Source organism: Cobetia amphilecti (genome assembly GCF_032923285.1).
Taxonomy (GTDB): Bacteria; Pseudomonadota; Gammaproteobacteria; order Pseudomonadales; family Halomonadaceae; genus Cobetia; species Cobetia amphilecti.
In genome coordinates this window covers 1,148,222-1,170,475 of the sequence record NZ_CP136695.1, presented here as the reverse complement: position 1 = coordinate 1,170,475, position 22,254 = coordinate 1,148,222, and the positions used below count along the sequence as shown (strand labels likewise).

General features: G+C 62.8%; 18 protein-coding genes. 6 read left to right on the top strand and 12 right to left on the bottom strand.

Translation table 11 applies throughout. The annotated features are described in order from the left end of the window. Positions 1-51 precede the first annotated feature (51 nt). From rng to R1T44_RS04975, 5 genes are all read right to left on the bottom strand, one after another. Positions 52-1,515 carry a ribonuclease G gene (rng, locus tag R1T44_RS04995; protein ID WP_043332570.1) on the bottom strand — a complete coding sequence of 488 codons (1,464 nt, stop codon included), beginning with the start codon at positions 1,513-1,515 and terminating at the stop codon, positions 52-54. A 185-nt stretch (positions 1,516-1,700) separates the two neighbouring features. Continuing rightward, positions 1,701-2,366, bottom strand: a complete 666-nt coding sequence (locus tag R1T44_RS04990) for a Maf family protein (RefSeq protein ID WP_317292704.1) — start codon at positions 2,364-2,366, stop codon at positions 1,701-1,703. Positions 2,367-2,576: 210 nt separating this feature from the next. Further along, positions 2,577-3,059: a rod shape-determining protein MreD gene (gene mreD / locus R1T44_RS04985; protein WP_043332574.1), complete on the bottom strand. Its 483-nt coding sequence runs from the start codon at positions 3,057-3,059 to the stop codon at positions 2,577-2,579. After that, the gene (gene mreC, locus R1T44_RS04980) at positions 3,059-4,036 is read right to left on the bottom strand and encodes a rod shape-determining protein MreC (protein WP_317292924.1); all 978 of its coding nucleotides are present in this window, start codon (positions 4,034-4,036) and stop codon (positions 3,059-3,061) included. Before mreC ends, mreD begins: the two co-directional genes overlap by 1 nt. A gap of 64 nt (positions 4,037-4,100) precedes the next feature. Next, positions 4,101-5,138, bottom strand: a complete 1,038-nt coding sequence (locus R1T44_RS04975; protein ID WP_043332576.1) for a rod shape-determining protein — start codon at positions 5,136-5,138, stop codon at positions 4,101-4,103. A gap of 329 nt (positions 5,139-5,467) precedes the next feature. On the opposite strand from R1T44_RS04975, the gene gatC reads away from it, so the two are divergent. From gatC to R1T44_RS04955, 4 genes are all read left to right on the top strand, one after another. After that, on the top strand, positions 5,468-5,755 hold the full coding sequence (gene gatC / locus R1T44_RS04970; protein WP_054555110.1) for an Asp-tRNA(Asn)/Glu-tRNA(Gln) amidotransferase subunit GatC: 288 nt from the start codon (positions 5,468-5,470) through the stop codon (positions 5,753-5,755). A gap of 130 nt (positions 5,756-5,885) precedes the next feature. Next, positions 5,886-7,364, top strand: a complete 1,479-nt coding sequence (gene gatA / locus R1T44_RS04965; protein WP_317292703.1) for an Asp-tRNA(Asn)/Glu-tRNA(Gln) amidotransferase subunit GatA — start codon at positions 5,886-5,888, stop codon at positions 7,362-7,364. Then, positions 7,364-8,818 carry an Asp-tRNA(Asn)/Glu-tRNA(Gln) amidotransferase subunit GatB gene (gene gatB, locus R1T44_RS04960; RefSeq protein ID WP_043332582.1) on the top strand — a complete coding sequence of 485 codons (1,455 nt, stop codon included), beginning with the start codon at positions 7,364-7,366 and terminating at the stop codon, positions 8,816-8,818. The genes gatA and gatB overlap by 1 nt, the downstream gene beginning before the upstream one ends. A 165-nt stretch (positions 8,819-8,983) precedes the next feature. Next, positions 8,984-9,535: a cupin domain-containing protein gene (locus R1T44_RS04955; protein ID WP_286988664.1), complete on the top strand. Its 552-nt coding sequence runs from the start codon at positions 8,984-8,986 to the stop codon at positions 9,533-9,535. A 121-nt stretch (positions 9,536-9,656) separates the two neighbouring features. Here the strand turns inward: R1T44_RS04955 and R1T44_RS04950 are convergent, their stop codons facing one another. From R1T44_RS04950 to R1T44_RS04940, 3 genes are read right to left on the bottom strand one after another with little or no spacing between them, the layout of a single operon-like run. Further along, positions 9,657-11,153, bottom strand: a complete 1,497-nt coding sequence (locus R1T44_RS04950) for an aldehyde dehydrogenase (protein ID WP_317292702.1) — start codon at positions 11,151-11,153, stop codon at positions 9,657-9,659. Positions 11,154-11,155: 2 nt separating this feature from the next. Next, entirely contained in the window at positions 11,156-12,670 is a 1,515-nt protein-coding gene (locus R1T44_RS04945; RefSeq protein WP_317292701.1) for an aspartate aminotransferase family protein, read from the bottom strand. 2 nt (positions 12,671-12,672) lie between these two features. Then, the gene (locus R1T44_RS04940) at positions 12,673-13,461 is read right to left on the bottom strand and encodes a gamma-glutamyl-gamma-aminobutyrate hydrolase family protein (protein WP_317292700.1); all 789 of its coding nucleotides are present in this window, start codon (positions 13,459-13,461) and stop codon (positions 12,673-12,675) included. Positions 13,462-13,721: 260 nt separating this feature from the next. Between R1T44_RS04940 and R1T44_RS04935 the strand changes: the two genes are divergently transcribed. Next, entirely contained in the window at positions 13,722-15,098 is a 1,377-nt protein-coding gene (locus R1T44_RS04935; protein ID WP_054555114.1) for a glutamine synthetase family protein, read from the top strand. 214 nt (positions 15,099-15,312) lie between these two features. Beyond that, positions 15,313-16,812, top strand: a complete 1,500-nt coding sequence (locus R1T44_RS04930) for a Na+/H+ antiporter NhaC family protein (RefSeq protein ID WP_317292699.1) — start codon at positions 15,313-15,315, stop codon at positions 16,810-16,812. A 160-nt stretch (positions 16,813-16,972) separates the two neighbouring features. Here the strand turns inward: R1T44_RS04930 and R1T44_RS04925 are convergent, their stop codons facing one another. From R1T44_RS04925 to R1T44_RS04910, 4 genes are all read right to left on the bottom strand, one after another. Beyond that, positions 16,973-18,265, bottom strand: coding sequence for an NAD(P)/FAD-dependent oxidoreductase (locus tag R1T44_RS04925; protein ID WP_317292698.1), 1,293 nt, complete (start codon positions 18,263-18,265; stop codon positions 16,973-16,975). A gap of 237 nt (positions 18,266-18,502) precedes the next feature. Continuing rightward, positions 18,503-19,885 (bottom strand): glutamine synthetase family protein, encoded by a 1,383-nt coding sequence (locus R1T44_RS04920; RefSeq protein ID WP_317292697.1) that lies wholly within the window; start codon positions 19,883-19,885, stop codon positions 18,503-18,505. A 73-nt stretch (positions 19,886-19,958) separates the two neighbouring features. Continuing rightward, the gene (locus R1T44_RS04915; RefSeq protein WP_317292696.1) at positions 19,959-21,023 is read right to left on the bottom strand and encodes an ABC transporter substrate-binding protein; all 1,065 of its coding nucleotides are present in this window, start codon (positions 21,021-21,023) and stop codon (positions 19,959-19,961) included. A gap of 69 nt (positions 21,024-21,092) precedes the next feature. After that, positions 21,093-22,157, bottom strand: a complete 1,065-nt coding sequence (locus R1T44_RS04910) for an ABC transporter substrate-binding protein (RefSeq protein ID WP_317292695.1) — start codon at positions 22,155-22,157, stop codon at positions 21,093-21,095. Positions 22,158-22,254 lie beyond the last annotated feature (97 nt).

The window sequence follows — 22,254 nt, the reverse complement described above, 5'->3', positions numbered from 1 at the left end:
GATGTGGATAACGCGACTCCCGGCATCATCGCAGGCGCGGCGGCTGACAGATCACATGAGCACAATATCGTACTGCTCCTGGGTGTAATGCGCCTCGACCTGGAAGCGGATGGTCTTGCCGATGAAGCTCTCGAGGTCCGCCACAGCTGCGGATTCCTCGTCCAGCAGGCGATCGACCACGTTCTGCGAGGCCAGCACCATGTAGGTATCCGGGCTGTAGGCGCGCTCTTCGCGCATGATCTCGCGGAAGATCTCGTAGCAGACCGTCTCCGGCGTCTTGAGGGTGCCGCGCCCCTGACAGGTCGGGCAGGCCTCGCACAGCACCTGCTCCAGACTCTCGCGCGTGCGCTTGCGCGTCAGCTGCACCAGGCCCAGCTCGGTCACGCCGGTCATCTTGTTCTTGGCATGATCACGCTCCAGCGACTTCTCGAGCACGCGCAGCACCTGGCGCTGATGCTCGGTCTCTTCCATGTCGATGAAGTCGATGATGATGATGCCGCCGAGATTGCGCAGGCGCAGCTGGCGCGCGATGGCGGTCGCCGCCTCGAGATTGGTCTTGAAGATGGTCTCTTCGAGGTTGCGATGGCCGACGAAACCCCCGGTGTTGACGTCGATGGTGGTCATCGCCTCGGTCTGGTCGATCACCAGATAGCCGCCACTCTTGAGCTGCACCTTGCGGCCCATCGCCTTGTGCAGCTCATCCTCGACACTGAACAGATCGAAGATCGGTCGCTCGCCGGGGTAATACTCGATGCGCCCTTCCATGTCCGGCATGAACTCGCTGGCGAATTCCTTGAGCCGGATGAAGTTCTCGCGCGAGTCGATGCGCACGCGCTCGATCTCGTCACGCATCACGTCGCGCAGCGTGCGCATGAACAGCGGCAGATCATCATAGATCACGCTGGGCACGGCGGCGGTCAGGCGACGCTCGCTGACCTTGCGCCACAGGCGCAGCAGGAAATGCATGTCCTGCTTGAGCTCGGCCTCGCTGATACCTTCGGCCGCCGTGCGCAGAATGAAGCCGCCGGGCGCTTCCGGATCCAGCGCCGTCAGGCACTGCTCGGTGAGCTCCTTGAGGCGGTCACGCTCGGCATCGCTCTCGATGCGCTGCGACACGCCGGTATGCGGCGAGTCCGGCATGTAGACCAGATAGCGTGACGGCACCGACAGATGCGTGGTCAGCCGGGCACCCTTGGTGCCGATGGGGTCCTTGGTGACCTGCACCACCAGTGGCTGGCCTTCGCTGAGCAGCTCGCGGATCGAGAGCTGCTCATCATGCGGCGTGTGCGCCGGCATGACTTCCTGGGCATGGATGAAGGCGGCCCGTTCGAGACCGATGTCGATGAAGGCCGCCTGCATGCCGGGCAACACTCTCACCACCTTGCCACGGTAGATGTTGCCGACGATGCCGCGTCGCCCGCTGCGTTCGATGAAGGCTTCCTGCAGGACACCGTTCTCGACCACCGCCACGCGGGTCTCCATCGGTGTCAGGTTGATCAATACCTCGCCGCTCATAGCGCAAGTCCTTGTAAAGTCGTTGCTTGCAATTATGACATAGCAAGGGAGCCCCCGGCTGTGATCTATCGACTAAGGATTTCCTGCAACGGGTATTTTGTGCCACGCACGCAAGCCCTCGTCCTTCACGATGCCGCTGGAGCGCTGACTCGACACCCGACTGACGCAGTGCAGAACATCGCCCGTCAGAGCGGTTGCCACGGCTGAACGCCCGCCTTGCTCAGAAGCTCTGCGGTCTCATGCAGCGGCAGCCCGACCACGGCGCTGTAACTGCCCTCGAGATGACTGACAAAGACGGCGCCGAGCCCCTGGATGGCGTAGCCCCCCGCCTTGTCAGCCGGCTCACCGGTCGCCCAGTAGCGCGCAGCCTCCTCCGGGGTGATGGTGCGGAAAGTCACGCGGCTCTCGACCAGCTCGCTCGCGCAGCGCATGTCGCGCCCGGCGTCGCCATGACACAGCGCCACGCCACTGAGCACCTGATGGCTGCGCCCCGACAGGCTGAGCAGCATCTCGCGCGCATCGGCCTCATCGCGCGGCTTGCCGAGAATGCGCCCATCCAGTGCCAGCGCGGTATCCGCGCCGAGCACTCGCCGCCCCGCCGTCTGGCCTGCCGTCCGCTGCGCCAGGGCCGCGAACCCGGCCTGCGCCTTCTCCCGCGCCAGACGCAGCACGTAATGCTCCGGCGACTCATTGGCCTGCGGCGTCTCATCGATATCCACCGGCGCCACCTCACATTGGATGCCGATACTGGCCAGCAGATCGCGTCGACGCGGCGATCCCGAGGCCAGGATCAACCCCGCTTGAGCAGCGCCCTGTTGAGCAATGCCCTGTTGAGCAATGCCCTGAGACATCACTTTGCGCTGCCCCGCGACGTCAGAGTTCGCAAAGAGTGAGGAAGTGGGGCTTTCGGTATCAGGTGTGGATGGCCTGGAAGTGGATGACCTTGAACGGGATGACATGGAAGACCTCGTGAAGAGAAACATGGCTGACAAGTACCAGAAAGCCGCCCGTAGGCGGCTTTTGGAAGCTGACAAGAAGCGCTAGCGACGTGCCAGTGGCACTCAGGCCGCGACCCGCCGACGCAGCATCTGCAGCAGGGTATAGAGCCACGGCCACAGTGCGCCACCGATGACCGCCGAGAGCAGGAACGACAGGCTGACGGGGCCGGCACCGAACAGACTGCGCAGCCATTGATCCAGCAACTGCGCGATGCCCAGCACCACGATCACCAGCAACGCCTGCTGCAACAGCGAGTAGGCGCGAATGCGCTGATAGAGCAGCACGCCCATGAAGGCCGTCAACGACAGCACTAGGGCGTTGTGTCCCAGCGGTGCGCCCTGCAGGACATCCAGCGCCAGCCCGAACAGGAAGCCGTGGAAGACTCCGACACTCTGCGGCGAGACGATGCACCAGTAGACCAGCATCAGACCCAGCCACTGGGGCCGCCAGATCAGCCATACATCCGGCAATGGCATGACCTGCAAGCACAGCGCCAGCAGCAGCGAGAACCAGCACAGCAAGGTGGTCTGGGGACGAAAGGCCATCAGTTGTTCTCCCCGGCAGCATCGGTGGGTGCCTGAGCGTCTGCCGCATCCTCGGCGGAGCCTGGTGTGGCGTCGTCACCCTCGGGTCTGGGCGCCGCCAGGTTGTCACGCGGCAACTCATCGAGGCTGTCATCGACATACAGGTTGTCGGTATCCACCGGCGGCGGCATCTGGATCAGGAAGTTGCGCGAACGCTCCAGCTGCGCGATGGGCTCGGCACTCACGCGGGCAAACGGCTTGCCGGGATCATGATAGACCTCGGTAACACGTGCCACCGGCAAGCCGCGCGGAAAGCGCAGCGCCAGTCCGGAAGTCACCAGCAGATCACCGACACGAATGTCGGCGGTGTCCGGCACATGCAGCACATCGACCTGATCGATCTTGCCGCTGCCCTGGGCGATGAAGCGCAGGCCATTGCGATTGATCTCCACCGGCACGGCGTGACTGGCATCACTGATCATCAGCACGCGACTGTTGTAGGCCGAGGTGGAGATGACCTGCCCGACGAGGCCATAGGCATCGAGTACCGGCAAGCCGATGCGCACGCCATCCTGCTCGCCGCGGTCCACCACCATGCGGTGGGAGAACGGGTCAGCATCGAGGGTCAGCAACTGGGAGGTGATATAGGGGATATCGCTACGCTGCCCGGCATTGAGCAATTCGCGCAGGCGCGTATTCTCGGAGGTCAGGCTCGCCATGCGTTGCACACGGCTGGACAGATTGAGCAGCTGTTCGCGCAGCGCGCGATTCTCGTCGGCCAGCTCCTGCTGGTCGGCAAACACCAGCGCGCCCCAGCTGATGCCTTCTGTCGGCAAGCTGACGACCCACTGCACGGGCGATACCAGCGTCGCCATGCTGGCGCGCACATCGACCATCCAGCTGAAGCGATCTTCGGCAAACATCAGCGCGAGTGACAGCACCGCGCACAACAGCATGCGGTAGCCGGGCACGGGGCCACGCGTGAACAGGGGTTTGATAGCACTTCCTCCGACAGGCCGGGACCAGCCGTACAGCACACAGCATGCCCGGCCCCGGACGAGGTCAATCGCTCGACAGCAGCTCGAAGGTGTGCTGATCGATCATTTCCAGCGCCTTGCCACCGCCACGCGCCACGCAGGTCAGCGGGTCTTCGGCGATGATCACCGGCAGGCCCGTCTCTTCCGCGATCAGCTTGTCGATGTCACGCAGCAGCGCACCACCACCGGTCAGCACCAGGCCGCGCTCGGCGATGTCGGAGGCCAGCTCCGGCGGAGACTGCTCGAGCGCGCTCTTGACCACCGAGACGATGGCCGCCAGCGGTTCCTGCAGCGCATCGAGGATCTCGTGGGAGTTGAGCGTGAAGGAACGCGGAATGCCCTCGGCCAGGTTGCGACCGCGCACGTCGATCTCGCGCAGCTCGCCACCCGGGTAGGCACAACCGATCTCTTCCTTGATGCGCTCGGCCGTCGCCTCACCGATCAGGCTGCCGTAATGGCGACGCACATAGGAGGTGATGGCTTCGTCGAAGCGGTCACCGCCGATACGCACGGATTCGGAATAGACCACGCCGTTGAGCGAGATGATGGCGATTTCAGTGGTACCACCACCGATATCGACCACCATGGAGCCCATCGCCTCTTCCACCGGCAGGCCCGCACCGATCGCGGCAGCCATCGGCTCCTCGATCAGGTAGACCTCACGCGCGCCAGCCCCTTCGGCCGATTCCTTGATGGCGCGACGCTCGACCTGGGTCGACATGCACGGCACACACACCAGCACACGAGGGCTGGGTGTCAGGAAGGTGCTCTGATGCACCTTGCGGATGAAATGCTGGAGCATCTGTTCGGTAACGGTGAAGTCGGCGATGACGCCGTCCTTCATCGGACGGATGGCCGTGATATTGCCGGGGGTACGCCCCAGCATGCGCTTGGCATCGGCACCGACGGCCGCCACACTGCGGGCATTCCCGGACTGGCGAATGGCCACGACTGAGGGCTCGTCGAGCACGATACCGCGACCGCGCACATAAATAAGCGTGTTGGCAGTACCCAGATCGATCGACAGATCGCTCGAGAACAGCCCACGTAAACGTTTAAACATGGAAGTTGATCACCTAGTCCAGACCGGAACCCTGTGCAGACGCGAACGGTACCATTGCCACCCCATGGCGGCAAGCTGACACGCCTGCCAGAGCGACGCAGATGTGGTACATTTCACGCCGAATCACACTGTAACGGCGCATTCGGCGACAGATTGCTCCATCGCTGCAAAGCGCGCTGTTTTACAGGGTAACGGGCATCGGGTTTGCCGGGACACCACAATTTTTCGAATTCGGCTTTTCGCGCACGTCGCGCCAGCCAATTCCGCGTGGTCGTCTCCGACTCCTGCCGTCACCTCAAGCCTCTCGAAGCCAAGACAGGGAAACTTCAATGGCCCTTGAACATTCAGATGTGCTGCGTGCCGCTCACCTCGCACGCCTGGGTCTTGCCTCGCAGGATGCCGAAGCCTACGTCGAGGATCTCGACCGGATTCTCGCCATGGTCGACCAGCTGCAACAGGTCGATACCGACGGCGTCGCACCGCTGGCACACCCGCTGGAAGCCACGCAACGCCTGCGCGCCGACGAAGTCACCGAATCGAATCAGCGCGAGCGTTTTCAGCAGGTGGCCCCGGCCACAGAGCAGGGTCTGTATCTGGTTCCGCGCGTCGTCGAGTGATCTCGCCTGGCAGGTCGCTCACGCATCGTGACCGACTGCCATCGGATACCACGTCACGCGGCACGCCTCGTCCGCCCCGGAATTTCTGCGGACGATGCCCGGCGCATCGTCTGCACTGATGGAATCGAACATGTCATCGTCCATTGCACTACATGACAAGACGCTCAGTGAGCTGGCGCAAGGCCTGGAGGCCGGCGAATACACCAGCCGCGAGCTAACGGAAGCCTTCCTGGCCCGTATCGAACGCCTCGACGGCGAGCTCAACAGCTACATCACCCTGTGCCGCGAAGACGCGCTGCGTGATGCGGATGCCGCCGATGCGCGCCGTGCCGCTGGCAATGCCGCCGCGCTGACCGGCGTGCCGATGGCCATCAAGGACATCTTCTGCACCGAAGGTGTGCGCACCAGCTGCGGCTCGAAGATGCTCGACAACTTCGTCGCGCCCTACGACGCCACCGTGATCGAGAAGCTCAAGGCCGAAGGCGTGGTGATTCTCGGCAAGACCAACCTCGATGAGTTCGCGATGGGCTCCTCGAACGAGAACAGCCACTACGGCGCCGTCAAGAACCCGTGGGATCTGTCCGCCGTGCCGGGTGGCAGCTCCGGTGGCAGTGCCGCCGCCGTCGCCGCAGGCCTTGCGCCGGCCGCCCTGGGCACCGACACCGGCGGTTCCATCCGCCAGCCGGCCGCCTTCTGTGGCATCACCGGCCTCAAGCCGACCTACGGTCGCGTCTCGCGCTACGGCATGATCGCCTACGCCTCCAGCCTCGATCAGGGCGGCCCGATGGCCCGCTCCGCAGAGGACTGCGCGCGCCTGATGAACGTGATCGCCGGCGCCGACCCGCGCGACTCCACCAGCGTGGTACGTGGCGTGCCGGATTACGTCGAAGGGCTGGACTACAACCTCAAGGGCCTGAAGATCGGCCTGCCGAAGGAATACTTCGGCGAAGGCCTGTCCGAGGAAGTCGAAGCTTCCGTGCGTGCCGCGATCAAGGTCTTCGAGGATGCCGGTGCCAGCGTGCAGGAAATCTCGCTGCCGCATACCCACCTGGCCATCCCGACCTATTACGTGATCGCACCGGCCGAGGCCTCCTCCAACCTGTCGCGTTATGACGGCGTGCGCTTCGGCCATCGCTGCAAGGACCCGCAGGACCTGGAAGACCTCTACAAGCGCACCCGCGAGGAAGGCTTCGGCGACGAGGTGAAGCGCCGCATCATCATCGGCACGCACACCCTGTCCGAAGGCTTCTTCGATGCCTACTACATCAAGGCCCAGAAGGTGCGTCGCCTGATCCGCCAGGACTTCCTCGATGCCTTCGACCAGGTCGATGTGCTGATGGGCCCGGCGGCGCCGACCCCGGCGTTCGATCTCGGCGCGCACAAGGACCCGCTGTCCATGTACCTGCAGGATCTCTACACCATCGCCATCAACCTGGCAGGCATTCCGGGCATCAGCGTGCCGGCCGGCCTGGCAGGCAAGCGCCCGGTGGGACTGCAGATCCTCGGCCCGCACTTCGGTGAGCAGACCCTGCTGGGCGTCGCGCACCAGTTCCAGCAAATCACCGACTGGCACTGCCAGCGCCCGGAATTCGGACAGGAGCAAGCCTGATGCAATGGGAAGTCGTAATCGGGCTTGAGGTTCACGCTCAGCTCGCCACCCAGTCAAAGATCTTCTCCGGCTCTTCCACCACCTACGGTGCCGAGCCCAACACCCAGGCCAGCGCCGTGGACCTCGGTCTGCCGGGCACCCTGCCGGTGCTCAACGAGCAGGCCGTGGCCATGGCCGTGCGCTTCGGCCTCGCCGTCGATGCCGCCGTTGCCGGCCGTTCGGTGTTCGAACGCAAGAACTACTTCTACCCGGATCTGCCCAAGGGCTACCAGACCAGCCAGATGGATCAGCCCATCGTCGGCCCTGGCGTGCTCGAGATCCTTCTGGAAGATGGCACGCGCAAGTCGATCCGCATCCACCACGCCCACCTCGAGGAAGATGCCGGCAAATCGCTGCACGAAGACTTCCAGGGCATGACCGGCATCGACCTCAACCGTGCCGGCACGCCGCTGCTGGAAATCGTCTCCGAGCCTGACATGCGTTCCGCCAAGGAAGCGGTGGCCTACGTGAAGGCGATCCACGCCATCGTCACCTACCTGGGCATCTCCGACGGCAACATGGCCGAAGGCTCCCTGCGTTGCGACGTCAACGTCTCGGTGCGTCCCAAGGGTCAGGAAGCCTTCGGCACCCGCGCGGAGATCAAGAACGTCAACTCCTTCCGCTTCATCGAGCGCGCCATCCACTTCGAGGTGGAGCGTCAGATCGAGCTGATCGAGGACGGCGGCAAGGTCGTGCAGGAAACCCGCCTGTATGATCCGGACGCCGACGAGACGCGCAGCATGCGCACCAAGGAAGAAGCCAACGATTACCGCTACTTCCCGTGCCCGGACCTGCTGCCGGTGGAAGTGGACGAGGCCTACATCGAACACCTGCGCCAGACCCTGCCGGAACTGCCGGCCGAGAAGCGCGCACGTTTCGAAAGCGAACTGGGTCTGTCCGCCTATGACGCTAGCGTGCTGTCCGCCAGCCGCGAGATGGCCGACTTCTTCGAGGAAGTGAAGGATGTCTGCGGCGACGCCAAGCAGGCCGCCAACTGGGTGCAAGGCGAGCTGGCCGGTCGTCTCAACAAGGAAAACCTCGACATCACCGTCAGCCCGGTCTCCGCGGCCCAGCTGGGTGGCCTGATCAAGCGCATCGTCGATGAGACCATCAACGGCAAGGCCGCCAAGCAGGTGTTCGCTGCGCTGTGGGATGGCGAAGGCAAGAGCGCCGACGAGATCATCGAGTCACGCGGCCTCAAGCAGGTCACCGACACCGGTGCCATCGAAGCCGTGGTCGATCAGGTCATCGCCGACAACCCGGCCCAGGTGACCCAGTATCAGGAAGCCGAGCCGGACAAGCGTGGCAAGATGATCGGCTTCTTCGTCGGCCAGGTGATGAAGGCCTCGCGCGGCACCGCCAATCCGCAACAGGTCAACAAGGTGCTGAAGGACAAGCTGGATAGCCTCAGCTGATCGCGTTGTCGATGATCAGGACAGCGCCGGCTCTGATGCCGATGCCCCTGATCTCGACCACCAGCACGTGAACGACGGCCAGTTGCGGAGCTCCGTGGCTGGCCGTCGTCGGTCTGGAAGGGCTTGCCCCTCTCCTCAACTCGTCGCGACATGAAGGATGTTCTGATGGCAGATGATGTCGGTGCCCGCCTGCGGGCATTGCGTACCTTGCGTGGCATCTCGCAACGCGAGCTGGCCAAGCGCTGCGGTGTGACACACTCGAGCCTGTCACTGATCGAACAGGGCAAGGTCAGCCCGTCGGTGAGTTCACTGTCGAAGATTCTCGCCGCCATTCCCATGAGTGTCGGCGACTTCTTCACCATGGAGCTCGAGAACACCGCCAAGGTGTTCTACAGCGAGGAGGAGCTGATCAACGTCGGCAGCGGCGATGTCATCTTCAAGCTGGTGGGCGCCAAGCGGCATGACCGCGCCCTGTCGTTCATGATCGAGACCTACCCGCCCGTCACTGACACCGGCCGCGAGATGATCACCCATCAGGGTGAGGAAGCGGGCGTGGTCATCGAGGGCGAGATAGAGATCACCATCGGTGGCGACACGCGGGTATTGAAGGCGGGCGACGCCTACTACTTCGATACCAACGTGCCGCATCGCTTCCGCAACATCGGTGATGTCGAGTGTCGCCTGGTCAGCTGCGCGACGCCGGCGCGGATGTTCTAGCCCTTGCGACGAAGGCAAGAAAAAGAGGCCACGCAATCGCGTGGCCTCTTCGTTCTTCGCAAGCCCCTGAGTTCATGGGGACCTACACAGCTCATTTCATTTCAGTTCAGCTCATCCCGGTTCAGCTCAGCTCGATCCAGACACTCTTGAGCTGGGTGTATTCCGCCAGCGAGTGATGTGACTTGTCACGGCCGTTGCCGGACTGCTTCACCCCACCGAAGGGCATGGTCTGATCGCCCCCCGCCCAGTTGTTGACGAAGACCTGACCGGATTCGAGGCGATGCGTCACGCGCATGATGCGATCGATGTCCTGACTCCACACCCCTGCCGCCAACCCGAAGTCACTGTCATTGGCCAACGCCAGCGCTTCGTCTTCGGTCTCGAAGCCGAACACGGACAGCACCGGGCCGAAGATTTCCTCGCAGCCAATCGCCATCTGTGGCGTGACGCCATCGAAGACCACCGGACGAATGAAGAGTCCGGGCCCTTCGACCTCCTCACCGCCGGCGCGCAGTGCCGCGCCCTCCTCGACACCCTGACGGATATAGCCCATCACGCGCTCATATTGGGTGCTGTCGACCATCGCGCCCATGAAGCTTGCCGGGTCCAGCGGGTCGCCCGGCTGCATGCGTTCGGCAGCCGCCACTACCTTGGCGACGAAGGCATCGCGGATCGAGCTCTCCACCAGCAGACGGGAACCCGCGATACAGACCTCACCCTGGTTGTAGAAGATGGCGGCAGCGGCACTTTCGGCGACGCGATCCAGATTGGCGCAATCGGCGAAGACGATGTTGGGACTCTTGCCGCCACACTCCAGGAACACCCGCTTCAGATTCGACTGCCCGGCATACTGCATCAATTGCTTGCCGACGGCGGTGGAGCCGGTGAAGGCCAGGCACTCGACGTCCATCGACAGCGCCAGCGCACGCCCGACGGTATGCCCGAAGCCCGGCAGCACCTGGAAGACGCCGCTCGGGATACCAGCCTCACGCGCCAGCTGCGCCAGACGCAGCGCCGACAGCGGTGACTTCTCCGACGGTTTGAGGATGACGCTGTTGCCCGCCGCCAGCGCCGGGGCGATCTTCCACGCCGTCATCATCAGCGGGAAGTTCCACGGCACGATGGAGGCCACCACGCCCAGCGGTTCGCGCAGCACCATGCCCAGCGCCTGCTGACCGGTCGGGGCGACCTCACCGTAAAGCTTGTCGATGGACTCGGCCTGGTGGCGGATCGAGCCGATCGCCCCGGCCATGTCGTTCAGCGCGCTGGTGACCGGCTTGCCCATGTCGAGGCTATCCAGCAACGCCAGCTCATCCTGATGGGCTTCCATCAGCTCGGCGAGTCTGAGCAACACCTGTTTGCGCCGGGTCGGGGCCATGCGCGACCAGACACCGCTCTTGAAGGCGGCACGCGCATGGCGAATGGCGATCTCGGCATCGACGCTGTCACAGCTGGCGACCATCGCCAGCCGCTCACCGGTGGCCGGGTTGAGGCTCTCGAAGGTCTCGCCGCTGACCGCCGGCACGAATTCGTCATTGATGAAGGCATTGCCTTGCAACTGCGGGGTCAGGCGAGCGGCCAGCGCCTGCCATTCGGCCAATGTCTGAGGACGGCTCATGATCAGGATTCCGAGGTCAGGGAAGAGGAAGGTTCAGAGGATGGAGCAGAGAAGAGTGAAGAAGGCAGCGAGGACGAGGGCGAAGTGGCCTTCAGCGCAGCGGAAGAGCAAGTGGCGGCGTGACTCGCCAGCTGGCGCGCCGTTTCATCCAGTGCCGCGCGCGCCAGACTGACCAGCGCATCGATCTGCTCATGCGTGATCACCAGCGGCGGCGAGATGATCATGGTGTCGCCCACCGAGCGCATCACCAGTCCCGTCTCGAAACAGATATCACGACACAGGTTGCCGACGGCCCGGGAAGAATCGAAACGCTCGCCACTGGCCTTGTCGGCCACCAGCTCCAGCGCCCCCATCAGGCCAAGCGAACGCGCCTCGCCGACCAGCGGGTGGTCTGCAAGCGTGGCCCAGCGACTGGCGAGATACGGCCCCAGGTCGTCACGCACCCGGGTGACGATATCCTCGCGCTGCATGATCTCGAGGGTCTTGAGCGCCACGGCGGCACACACCGGGTGTCCGGAATAGGTGAAGCCATGGAAGAACTCGCCGCCCTCTTCGATCAGCGTATCGGCGACCCTATCGCCGACCAGCACACCACCGATCGGCAGGTAACCGGAGGACAACCCCTTGGCGATGGGCATCAGATCGGGCTTCAGGTCGTAATGCTGACTGCCGAACCATTCACCGAGGCGACCGAAGCCGCAGATGACCTCATCCACCACCAGCAGGATGTCATATTTCGCCAGCACGGCCTTGATGGCAGGCCAGTAGCTGTCAGGCGGCATGATCGCACCGCCGGCACCCTGCACGGGCTCCGCCAGGAAGGCGGCCACATTGTCCGGGCCCAGTTCCTGAATGCGCGCATCCAGCGCCTCGGCACACAGTCGCCCGAAATCGTCTCGACTGTGTGGTTCAGATTCCGGGCTTTCACTCCCCTTTCCACGACCTTCCGCGAACCAGTAAGGCTGGCGGATATGCGTGATGCCGGGCACACAGGGGCCGCCCTGGGCATGCATCGGTGCCATGCCGCCCAGGCTCATACCCGCGACGGTCGAGCCGTGATAGCCATTCTCGCGCGCGATGATCCACTGCTTTTCCGGCTTGCCCTTGAGCGCCCAGAACCGCCGAACCATGCGCAGCATGCTGTCGTTGGCTTCAGAGCCGGAGCCGGTGAAGAAGACATGATTGATATGCTCCGGCGCGAGACGACACAGCTCGGCCGCCAGCTCGATCGCCGGCGGGTGGGCGGTCTTGAAGAAGGTGTTGTAGTACGGCAGCTGCGTCATCTGCTGGCTGGCCGCCGCGACCAGTTCCGGCTGGTCATAGCCGAGGTTCACGCACCACAGCCCCGCCATGCCATCGAGAATCCGCTGGCCATCGGCGTCATGGATATAGACGCCGCTGGCACCGGTGATGATACGACTGCCCTGCTCGCCCAGCTGCTTGAAGTCGGTGAAGGGGTGCAGGTGGTGGCGCGCATCCAGCGCCTTCAGGCGTTCGCCAGCGTCATTCATTGCCATCTTCACGCCTCCTCGCGAGTCGGGTGACAGGTCGGCAAGGTGCCGCCCTCGGTCTTGTCACGACAGGCCGCGGCAAAGCCTTCCAGAATCGCCTGATACAAGGCGTGCTCACGCGGCTTCCATTCCGGATGCCACTGCACCGCCAGCGTGAAGGACGCCGCACCACTGACCGAGACCGCCTCGATTAGCCCATCCGGGGCAACCGCTTCGATATCCAGGCCCTCACCAAGACGGGCGACCCCCTGCTGATGCAAGGAATTGACCTGCGCCTCGGGCGCGGCGTAAAGCCCTGCCAGCACTCCGCCGGGCGAGATGCTGATGGCATGCGATGGCGCGAACTGCGCCTCGAGATCGCCCTTGGGCTCACGATGATCCATCAGGCCTGCCACCTTCTGCACCGCCTGGTGCAAGCTGCCGCCGAAGGCAACGTTCAGCTCCTGAAACCCGCGGCAGATCCCCAGCAGCGGCAGTCGCAACTCAAGCGCCAGCGGCACCCAGCAGAGCACCGCAGCGTCGCGGGCCGGGTCTTCATAGGTGTTCTCCGGCGCGCTGGTCTCGCCGTAGCGTGAGGGGTGCATGTTGGAATAGCTGCCAGTCAGCAGCAGACCATCCAGGCGTGCCAGCAGGGCGCTGGCGGCGCCGGGCTCGACATCCTCCCAGACCGGAATGACCACCGGATCCAGTCCGAATTCACGCAGGGCGCTGACGTACTTGTCGGTCACCATATGCGCCGGATGACCTTCTACGGTGCGACGGCAGGCAATGACGCCCACCAGGGGACGAGGTGGCATGGGATCTCCTTTGAGGCGAACAAGCAGGCCTTGGATGATTGGTATGTTTTAATCAACATAGACTGAACGCCTTTCCTTGCCAACCCGACGAAACGACGATTTCACAAAAATCCATATAACACACTGTTTAAAAAGAATTTATCGCCATAACACCAAAGCCATCCAGCCACGAAAACCGTCAAGTGTTGTAAAATATTTGACAACAATGGCCATGATGGCGATATATAAACCACAACATCCCATGCCCACAGGTGATATCCATGTACAGCCTCCCCGTCGATGAGGCCAGAGAATTTCTGGACCGTCATCCGGAAATCGAGAACATCGATCTGCTGATCAGTGACATCAGCGGCATCCAGCGCGGCAAGCGAATCCCGCGCGAGAATCTGGAAAAGGCCTATGAGAATGGCATCAACCTGCCAGGCTCCGTCTTCGCACTGGATATCGCCGGCAACACCATCGAGGAAACCGGGCTGGGGCTCAGCAGCGGTGACAGTGATCAGGTCTGCCGCCCCATCCCCGGCACCCTGATGGCAGCCCCCTGGCTGCGCAACGGCAAGCAGGGGCAACTGCTGATGAACATGCGTGATGACAAGGATGGCCCCTTCTTTGCCGACCCGCGCAATCAGCTGCAGAAACAGGTCGATATTCTCGCCGACATGGGCCTGACGGCGGTCGTCGCGCTGGAACTGGAGTTCTATCTGGTCGATCGCGAGCGCGATGACCTGGGCATGGTGCAGCCGCCGTGCTCCCCGCTGACAGGCGAGCGCGCCAGCGAAAGCCAGCTCTATTCCATCGGCGAGCTGGATGAGTACGCCGACTTCCTCGACGAGATCCAGACTGCCGCGCGCATCCAACAGCTGCCGCTGGATACCGCGCTCAAGGAATGTGCGCCGGGCCAGTTCGAGATCAACCTGATCCATCTCGACGATGTCATGAAGGCCTGTGACAGCGCTGTCCTGCTCAAGCGTCTGATCAAGGGCGTCGCCCTGCGCCACGGCTTCGATGCCACCTTCATGGCCAAGCCGTATGGCGACGAGGCCGGCAACGGCATGCATGCGCACATGAGCCTGTTGGACCAGCACGGCAACAATGTCTTCGCCGCGCAGGACGAGAATCCGCTGGGCACCGAGACCCTGCGTCACGCCATCGGCGGCCTGCTGGAACTGATGCCCGCCTCGATGGCGCTGTTTGCGCCCAACCTGAATTCCTATCGCCGCTTTCAGCAGGGCCTGTACGTGCCGATGGCGCCGACCTGGGGCTTCGACAATCGCTCAGTCGCCATCCGCATCCCCTCCGGCCCCAACGAGGCACGTCGTCTCGAGCACCGCGTCGCCGGGGCCGACGTCAATCCCTACCTGCTGCTGGCCACCTTGCTGGCCTCGGTGATCCACGGCATTACGCATCAGGTCTCGCCGGGCGAGCCGGTCACCGGCAATGCCTATGACCAGTTCGAGCCGAGCCTGACCAACAGTTGGCCCGAGGCGCTGACGCTGCTGGAGGAAAGTGAAGCATTGGCCCACGCCTTCAGCGAGCGCTTCCTGAACGTCTTCATTGCTGGCCGTCGCGCGGAGCGTGAAGCAGCCATGCAGATCATCAGCCGTCTGGAATACGACTGGTACCTGCGCAACATCTGATCCACACCGACCTCTCCACCAACTCCAGGGCTCAGGACATGACAATCATAAAAACCGTCGCTGCCCGCGACTTCGTTGGTCACTCGCTGCATGGCCACGGCTTTGCAGACCGGCTCCCCGCAGAGCGCTGCTGCGCTGACCAACTCAGTACCGAGCAAGTCAGTACCGACCAAGTCAGTACCGAGCACTTCCTCGCTGCATGGGAGGCCCGGGCATGAATCAGGTCTCTCCCGTCCCCCCAGCGTCCCCACACCCCTTCGCTCCCTCCGTCAGCGTCCGTGGCAAGGGGCGCAGCATTGCCATGTTCGGCGTCATCCTGGCACTGGTGCTGGGCATCACCTTTACCCATGAGGCCGGCACGCCGTTCGGCTGGATCAGCCTCGTGCCATCGCTGATCGTGCTGGTGGTCGCCATCGCGACCCATCGCACCCTGGAAGCCCTGGCCATCGGCGCGCTCGCGGGTCTGCTGATACTGCAGCCTGACGACTACATCGGAGAACTGGCCGATATCTCGCTGGGCGTGATGATGAACGAGACCATCGCCTGGCTGATTCTGGTCTGTGGGCTGATGGGCGGCTTCATCGCCATGATGGAGAAGTCCGGCTGCACGCTGAGTTTCAGCAACATGATCGGTCGCCTGCTCAAGACACGCCGTCAGTCGCTGATCGGCACCGTGATCCTCGGCATCCTCATCTTCATCGATGACTATCTGAATGCCCTGGCGACGCCAGCGGCGATGAAACGCCTGACGGACCGCTTCGGGGTCTCGCGTGAGAAGCTGGCCTATATCGTCGACTCGACTGCCGCGCCCATCTGCATTCTGGTGCCCCTCTCGACCTGGGCGGTGTACTTCTCCCAGCTGCTCGAGGAAGGCGGTGCCACCGAAAGCGGCATGTCGCTCTATATCCAGGCGATTCCCTACATGCTGTATGGCTGGATCGCGATGGCGCTGGCCATGCTGGTCGCCATTGGCCTGATGCCGGACATCGGACCGATGAAGGCCGCCGAGCGACGCGCCAAGGCCGGCCAGCCGATTCCTGACGGCGCCCCGGAGCCCCTGCCGGAAGCCCAAGCGCCGAAATCCAGCCCCTGGATCGGTCTGATGAACTTTGTGCTGCCAATGGCCGTGCTGATCGGCGCCAGCGCCTGGTTCGAGATCGACCTGCTCAAGGGCGTGATCGTCGCTACGCTGTTCACCATCCTGCTGTATCTCGCCCAGCGTCTGGTGTCGTTTTCCTCGCTGATGGACGCGGTGATGGACGGCTTTCGCACCATGATGCTGCCCCTGGCCATCGTGGCGGTCGGGTTCGTGCTGCGCGAGGTCAATGACCAGCTCGGCATGACCACCTTCATGATCGAGAGCCTGACACCCTACCTGACTCCGGCGATCCTGCCGGCCATCGTGTTCGTCAGCATGGCCGTCGTGGTCTTCGCGACCGGCTCCTCCTGGGGCGTGTTCGTGATCTCGATCCCGATCGTGATTCCCATCGCGCTGCACATGGATGCCTCGTTGCCGCTGATCGTCGGTGCCCTGCTGTCAGCCTCCAGCTTCGGTAGCCACGCCTGCTTCTTCTCGGACTCTTCGGTGCTGTCCTCACAGGGTTGCGGGGTCCAGCCGATGCAGCATGCGCTGACGCAACTGCCCTACACCTTGATCGGTGCGCTGGTCACGACGCTGGGCTTCCTGCTGATGGGGTTCTGGATCGCCGGCTGACCCAGCGCTCACGCCATGAATCGGCAAGACATGCACTGCGCCCCGCCTTCACAGGCGGGGCGCAGTGCGTTTCGGGCCAGGTCAGGCGTACTTTCCAGCCCATGAAAAAGCCGCCTCCCGATAAGGAAGGCGGCTTGGGGCATTCTGGAGAACAGGCTGATCAGATACCGAGCTTGTCGCGGGTCTGGTAGTACCAGGCACCCACGGCAGACAGCGGCACCCGCAGCATGCGGCCACCGGGGAACGGCAGGTGCGGCAGGCCGGCGAAGGCATCAAAGCGGCCATCACGGCCGGTCATCACCTCACTGATCAAGCGCCCAGCCAGATGGCTGCAGGTCACGCCATGCCCGGAATAGCCCTGGGCGTAGTAAACGTTGTCATTGAGCACGCCGAACTGAGGCAGACGATTGAGCGTCATCAGGAAGGTACCGCTCCAGGCGTAGTCGATCTTGACGTTGGCCAGTTGCGGGAAGGCCTTGAGCATCTTGGGGCGAATCAAGGCTTCGATATTGCTGGGGTCTTCGCCGCCATAGTTGACGCCGCCACCGAAGATGAGTCGGTTGTCACGGGTCAGGCGGTAGTAATCGAGCAGGTAATTGCAGTCTTCCACCGCCATGTTGTTGGGCAGCAGACTACGCGCCACATCCTCCGCCAGCGGTTCGGTGGTGATGATCTGGGTACCACAGGGCATCGACTTGCCTTCAAGCTCCGGCAGCACGCCATTGAGGTAGGCGTTGCCCGCCATCACGACGCGGTCGGCCCGCAGGATACCGCCCGCGGTCTTGAGCACGACGGGGCTGCCATGCTCGAGACTCAGCAGCGGGCTGTGCTCGAAGATCACGCCGCCCAGCGACTCGAAGGCTGCGGCTTCGCCCAACACCAGATTGAGCGGATGAATATGGCCACCGGAGTGATCGACCAGCGCGCCCGTATAGCCTTCGGCACTCACTTCACGCTTGTAGGCATCGCCTTCCAGCAATTCGAGGCTGGTGTTGCCATAGCGCTCCCACAGCGCCTTGTGCTCCTTGAGCCCCTTGAGCTGACGCGCATTGCAGGCCGCGAACAGATTGCCTTCGCGCAGGTCACAATCGATGCCATAACCGGCGATACGCTCACGAATGATGCGGTTGCCTTCAAAGGCCATGTCGCCCAGCGCACGTGCCGTCTGGGCGCCGAAACGCTCCTCGATCACATCCATGTCGCGGCTGTAGCTGTTGACGATCTGCCCGCCATTGCGACCGGATGCGCCGTAACCCACGCGGGCGGCCTCCAGCACCATCACCTTGAGGCCCTGCTCGGCCAGGTGCAGCGCCGCCGAGATGCCGGTGAAGCCAGCCCCGACGACGCAGACATCACAGCTGACATCTCCCGCTAGCGGGGGCCGTTCGGGCGCGGCATTGGCTGAGGCGGCATACCAGGAGGCAGCATGTTCCAGGGGCAGAGAGGCACTCATGACAACTTCCTTGTGGTTATTTTAATCAACATGAAAGCACTATATCACGGATCATCGAGCCAATCACGCCGACTTTGACATGCAATAATCACCACAAGCAGCAACCTGCCAACACAGAGTGCACCACCTGAAACGCCGAGAGGCCGTGACGACTGTCACGACCTCTCGGCTCCCTCATGGGCTTGCCCCGCTGGGTGAGACATACAGTACTAGACACACAGGACATGTCCCGAAGGGCTAGACACGCAGCAGCAGGTGCTCCCGCTCCCACGAGCTGATGACCTGGAAGTACTCACGATGCTCGGCGCGCTTGACGGCCAGATAGCTCTTCACGAAGCGCTCGCCGAGAATATCCGCTAACGGCTTGCAGGAGTGCAGCGCATTCAGCGCCGGCCCGATATCGTCCGGCAGGCTGTTACCCCCCTCCCAGGCAGAGCCCACGGCCGGCGGACGCGGCTCGATCTGCGCCATCATGCCCAGATAGCCGCAGGCCAGCGAGGCAGCCATCACCAGATAGGGATTGGCGTCGGCGCCGGCCAGACGATTCTCGACCCGCGTCCCCTCGGCATCTGACACCGGCACCCGCAAGCCGACGGTGCGGTTGTCAAAGCCCCACTCCACGTTGATCGGTGCGGAGCCACTGGTCTCGCTGCGCATCAGGCGGCGATAGGAATTGACGTTGGGCGCGAAGAACGGCATCGCGGACGGCATGTAGGTCTGCAAGCCGCCGATGAAGTTGCGAAACAGGGTGCTGGCCCGCCCTTCATCATCCGCGAACAGGTTCCTGCCGGTCGCGACATCCACCAGGCTCTGATGGATATGCATCGAGCTGCCCGGCTGATAGGCCATCGGCTTGGCCATGAAGGTACCGTACATGCCGTGGCGCAATGCCGTCTCGCGCAGCGTGCGCTTGAACATCACGACCTGATCGGCCAGCGCCAGCGAGTCACCATGCTCGAAATTGACTTCCATCTGCCCGGCACCCTCTTCATGGATCAGGGTATCGAGATCCAGCCCCATGGCCTCGCAGTAGTCATACATCTCCTCGAAGAGCGGATCGAACTCATTGACCGCATCGATGGAATAGGACTGACGGCTGCTCTCCTGACGACCGCTGCGCCCGACGGGCGGCTCCAGCGGATAGTCGGAGTCCTTGTTGGTCTTGACGAGATAGAACTCGGCTTCGGGGGCCACGACCGGCTTCCAGCCGCGTGCGGCATACAGTGCCAGCACTCGCTTGAGCACATAGCGCGGCGACAGCTCCACCGGATCACCATTGAGGTAATAGCAGTCATGGATGATCTGCGCGGTGGGGTCTTCCGCCCATGGCACCAGATAGACGGCACTGGTATCCGGGATCAGCTGCATGTCCTGCTCGGCCGGATTCCAGAAGCGGCTGTCTTCATCATCCGGATACCCGCCGGTGACGGTCTGGATGAAGATGGAGTCCGGCAGGCGCGGTCGCCCACCATTGAGGTACTTGCGCGCCGGCATGATCTTGCCCTTGAGAATGCCGGTCAGGTCGGTGACCAGACATTCCACCTCGGTGATGCCATGTGCCGTGAACCATTCCTGCAGCACGGCTTCGTCGTCTTCGCGACCAGTGGGTTCGTACTTCATGACACCTTCCTTGAACGCTACAGGGCAGGCCACGCGCTCGGCAGCCTGCTTCGATAGACCCGATTGCCAGCGCTCAGCGCGCCTTCACCTCGGACCACAGCTGCTGGAAGATCTGCAGCTGTTCGCCGGAGAGGCTCGGTGAGAAACGCAGTCGCGCCATGTCCTCTTCGGAGGGCTGAATCGGTGGCTGAGTCAGCACCTCATCCAGATACGGCTCTGCCGCGGCATTGGGGCTGGCGTAGTAGTTGTAGTTGGAGAGCTGCGCGCCGACCCGGGCATCGAGAATGAAGTTGATGAAGGCATTCGCCAGCTCCGGGTGCGGCGCCCTGGCGGGAATCATCATCGAATCCACCCACTTCTCGGTGCCCTCTTCGGGGATGACGAACTTGATGTCAGAGAAGGAGTCCGGATTTTCCTCCCGGTAGAACACATAATCGCCATTGAAGGACAGCCCGGCATGCGTGACCTTGCGCGCCAGCTGCTGAAGCGCGGGCGTGCCGTCGGAGAAGCCGCTGAAATTGCCGCGATGCTTGGTCTCGATCAGCAACCTGGCGGCCTCGCGCCAGTCGTCGAGATCCGTGCAGTCATAGCCATGGCCGAGATAGGCACAGGCGATGCCCATGCTGACCTGACCACCGGTCATCAAGCCGAACGGCCAGGCATCATTGACGGTCGGATCAAACACCATCGACCAGCTCTTGGGCGCTTCCTTGAAGGTGCTGGCGTTGTAGACAAGCCCGGTGACACCCCACTGATAGGGCGCGGCATAGTCGAGCCCCTCCCCCAGCACCGGATCACGGAACTGCTCGGCGAGATTGGCCAGATTCGGCACCTTGTCCTTGTCGAGCTTCTGCACCAGGCCCATCTCGATCAGGCGCGGTACGTAGTAGCTGGAGGGCACGATGATGTCGTACTGGGAGACACCCCCGGCATTCAACTTGGCGACCATTTCCGGCTGCGAGTTGTAGTAGTTCTCGACCACCTCGACGCCGAACTTCTCCTCGAAGGCGGTGATGATTTCCGGGTCCATGTACTGGGTCCAGTTGAAGAGATACAGCTTCCTGTCTTCGGCCTGGACGCCACCGGCCAGCAACAGGCTGGTGATGGCCGCAGCGAAACGCAGCGTGTCAGTTGTCATCGTGATGCTCCATGCGTGGCTTCGACTCAGACATCAATCAGAGCTCCCTCGGTTCAGAGCTCCCTCGGTTCAGCGCGACTGCACCTCAGACCACAGCTGCTGAAATACCTGCAGTTGCTGGCCGGAGAGACTCGGTGAGAAACGCAGGCGCGCCATGTCATCCTCAGAGGGCTGAATCGGTGGCTGAGTCAGCACCTCATCCAGATACGGCGCCGCGGCGGCGTTGGGGCTGGCGTAGTAGTTGTAGTTGGAGAGCTGCGCGCCGACCTTGGCATCCAGAATGAAGTTGATGAAGGCGTTCGCCAGCTCCGGGTGCGGTGCCTTGGCCGGAATCATCATCGAATCCACCCACTTCTCGGCACCTTCGTCAGGAATGACGAACTTGATGTCAGCGAAGGACTCCGGGTTTTCCTCCAGATAGAACAGGTAGTCGCCGTTGTAGGACAACGCGCCATGGGTGACCTTGCGCGCCAGCTGCTGAAGCGCCGGCGTGCCATCGGAGAAGCCGCTGAAGTTGTCGCGGTGCTTGGTCTCGATCAGTAGCCTGGCGGCTTCGCGCCAGTCATCCAGGTCGGTGCAGTCGTAGCCGTGCCCCAGATAGGCACAGGCAGACCCCATGCTGACCTGACCATCGCCCATCAGGCTGAAGGGGTAATCGCCATTGACGGCGGGATCAAACAGCAAGGCCCAGCTCTTGGGCGCCTCTTTGAAGGTGCTGGCGTTGTAGACCAGTCCCGTCACGCCCCACTGATAGGGAGCGGTATATTCGGCGCCCGGATCGAAATTCGGGTCACTGAACTGCTCGGCGACATTGGCCAGGTTCGGCACCTTGGCCTTGTCGATCTTCTGTACCAGGCCGGTCTCGATCAAGCGCGGCACGTAATAGTTGGAGGGTACGATGATGTCGTACTGGGAGACGCCGCCCGCATTCAACTTGGCCAGCATTTCCGGTAGCGAGTTGTAGTAGTTCTCGACTACCTCGACGCCGAACTTCTCCTCGAAGGCGGTGATGATTTCCGGATCCATGTACTGGGTCCAGTTGAAGAGATACAGCTTCTTGTCTTCGCCCTGGACGGCACCTGCCAGCAGCAGACTGCCGATGGCGACAGCGAAACGCAGCGTGTTGTTTGTCATTGTGATGCTCCGCTCAACGTGCTTGAGAAATGATGGGATGTGCGTGATGAATGATCAGGCCCGACGTCGGCAAGGACAGCAGTGTCAGACCGCCTGT

Bases quoted from the DNA above. Each gene is read 5' to 3' on its own strand.
- R1T44_RS04940 (WP_317292700.1), bottom strand. From the start codon at position 13,461: ATGCCACCTCGTCCCCTGGTGGGCGTCATTGCCTGCCGTCGCACCGTA.
- R1T44_RS04950 (WP_317292702.1), bottom strand. From the start codon at position 11,153: ATGAGCCGTCCTCAGACATTGGCCGAATGGCAGGCGCTGGCCGCTCGC.
- R1T44_RS04915 (WP_317292696.1), bottom strand. From the start codon at position 21,023: ATGACAACTGACACGCTGCGTTTCGCTGCGGCCATCACCAGCCTGTTG.
- gatC (WP_054555110.1), top strand. From the start codon at position 5,468: ATGGCCCTTGAACATTCAGATGTGCTGCGTGCCGCTCACCTCGCACGC.
- rng (WP_043332570.1), bottom strand. From the start codon at position 1,515: ATGAGCGGCGAGGTATTGATCAACCTGACACCGATGGAGACCCGCGTG.
- mreD (WP_043332574.1), bottom strand. From the start codon at position 3,059: ATGGCCTTTCGTCCCCAGACCACCTTGCTGTGCTGGTTCTCGCTGCTG.
- R1T44_RS04910 (WP_317292695.1), bottom strand. From the start codon at position 22,157: ATGACAAACAACACGCTGCGTTTCGCTGTCGCCATCGGCAGTCTGCTG.
- R1T44_RS04930 (WP_317292699.1), top strand. From the start codon at position 15,313: ATGAATCAGGTCTCTCCCGTCCCCCCAGCGTCCCCACACCCCTTCGCT.
- R1T44_RS04935 (WP_054555114.1), top strand. From the start codon at position 13,722: ATGTACAGCCTCCCCGTCGATGAGGCCAGAGAATTTCTGGACCGTCAT.
- R1T44_RS04975 (WP_043332576.1), bottom strand. From the start codon at position 5,138: ATGTTTAAACGTTTACGTGGGCTGTTCTCGAGCGATCTGTCGATCGAT.
- gatB (WP_043332582.1), top strand. From the start codon at position 7,364: ATGCAATGGGAAGTCGTAATCGGGCTTGAGGTTCACGCTCAGCTCGCC.
- R1T44_RS04920 (WP_317292697.1), bottom strand. From the start codon at position 19,885: ATGAAGTACGAACCCACTGGTCGCGAAGACGACGAAGCCGTGCTGCAG.
- R1T44_RS04990 (WP_317292704.1), bottom strand. From the start codon at position 2,366: ATGTCTCAGGGCATTGCTCAACAGGGCATTGCTCAACAGGGCGCTGCT.
- gatA (WP_317292703.1), top strand. From the start codon at position 5,886: ATGTCATCGTCCATTGCACTACATGACAAGACGCTCAGTGAGCTGGCG.
- R1T44_RS04955 (WP_286988664.1), top strand. From the start codon at position 8,984: ATGGCAGATGATGTCGGTGCCCGCCTGCGGGCATTGCGTACCTTGCGT.
- R1T44_RS04925 (WP_317292698.1), bottom strand. From the start codon at position 18,265: ATGAGTGCCTCTCTGCCCCTGGAACATGCTGCCTCCTGGTATGCCGCC.
- R1T44_RS04945 (WP_317292701.1), bottom strand. From the start codon at position 12,670: ATGGCAATGAATGACGCTGGCGAACGCCTGAAGGCGCTGGATGCGCGC.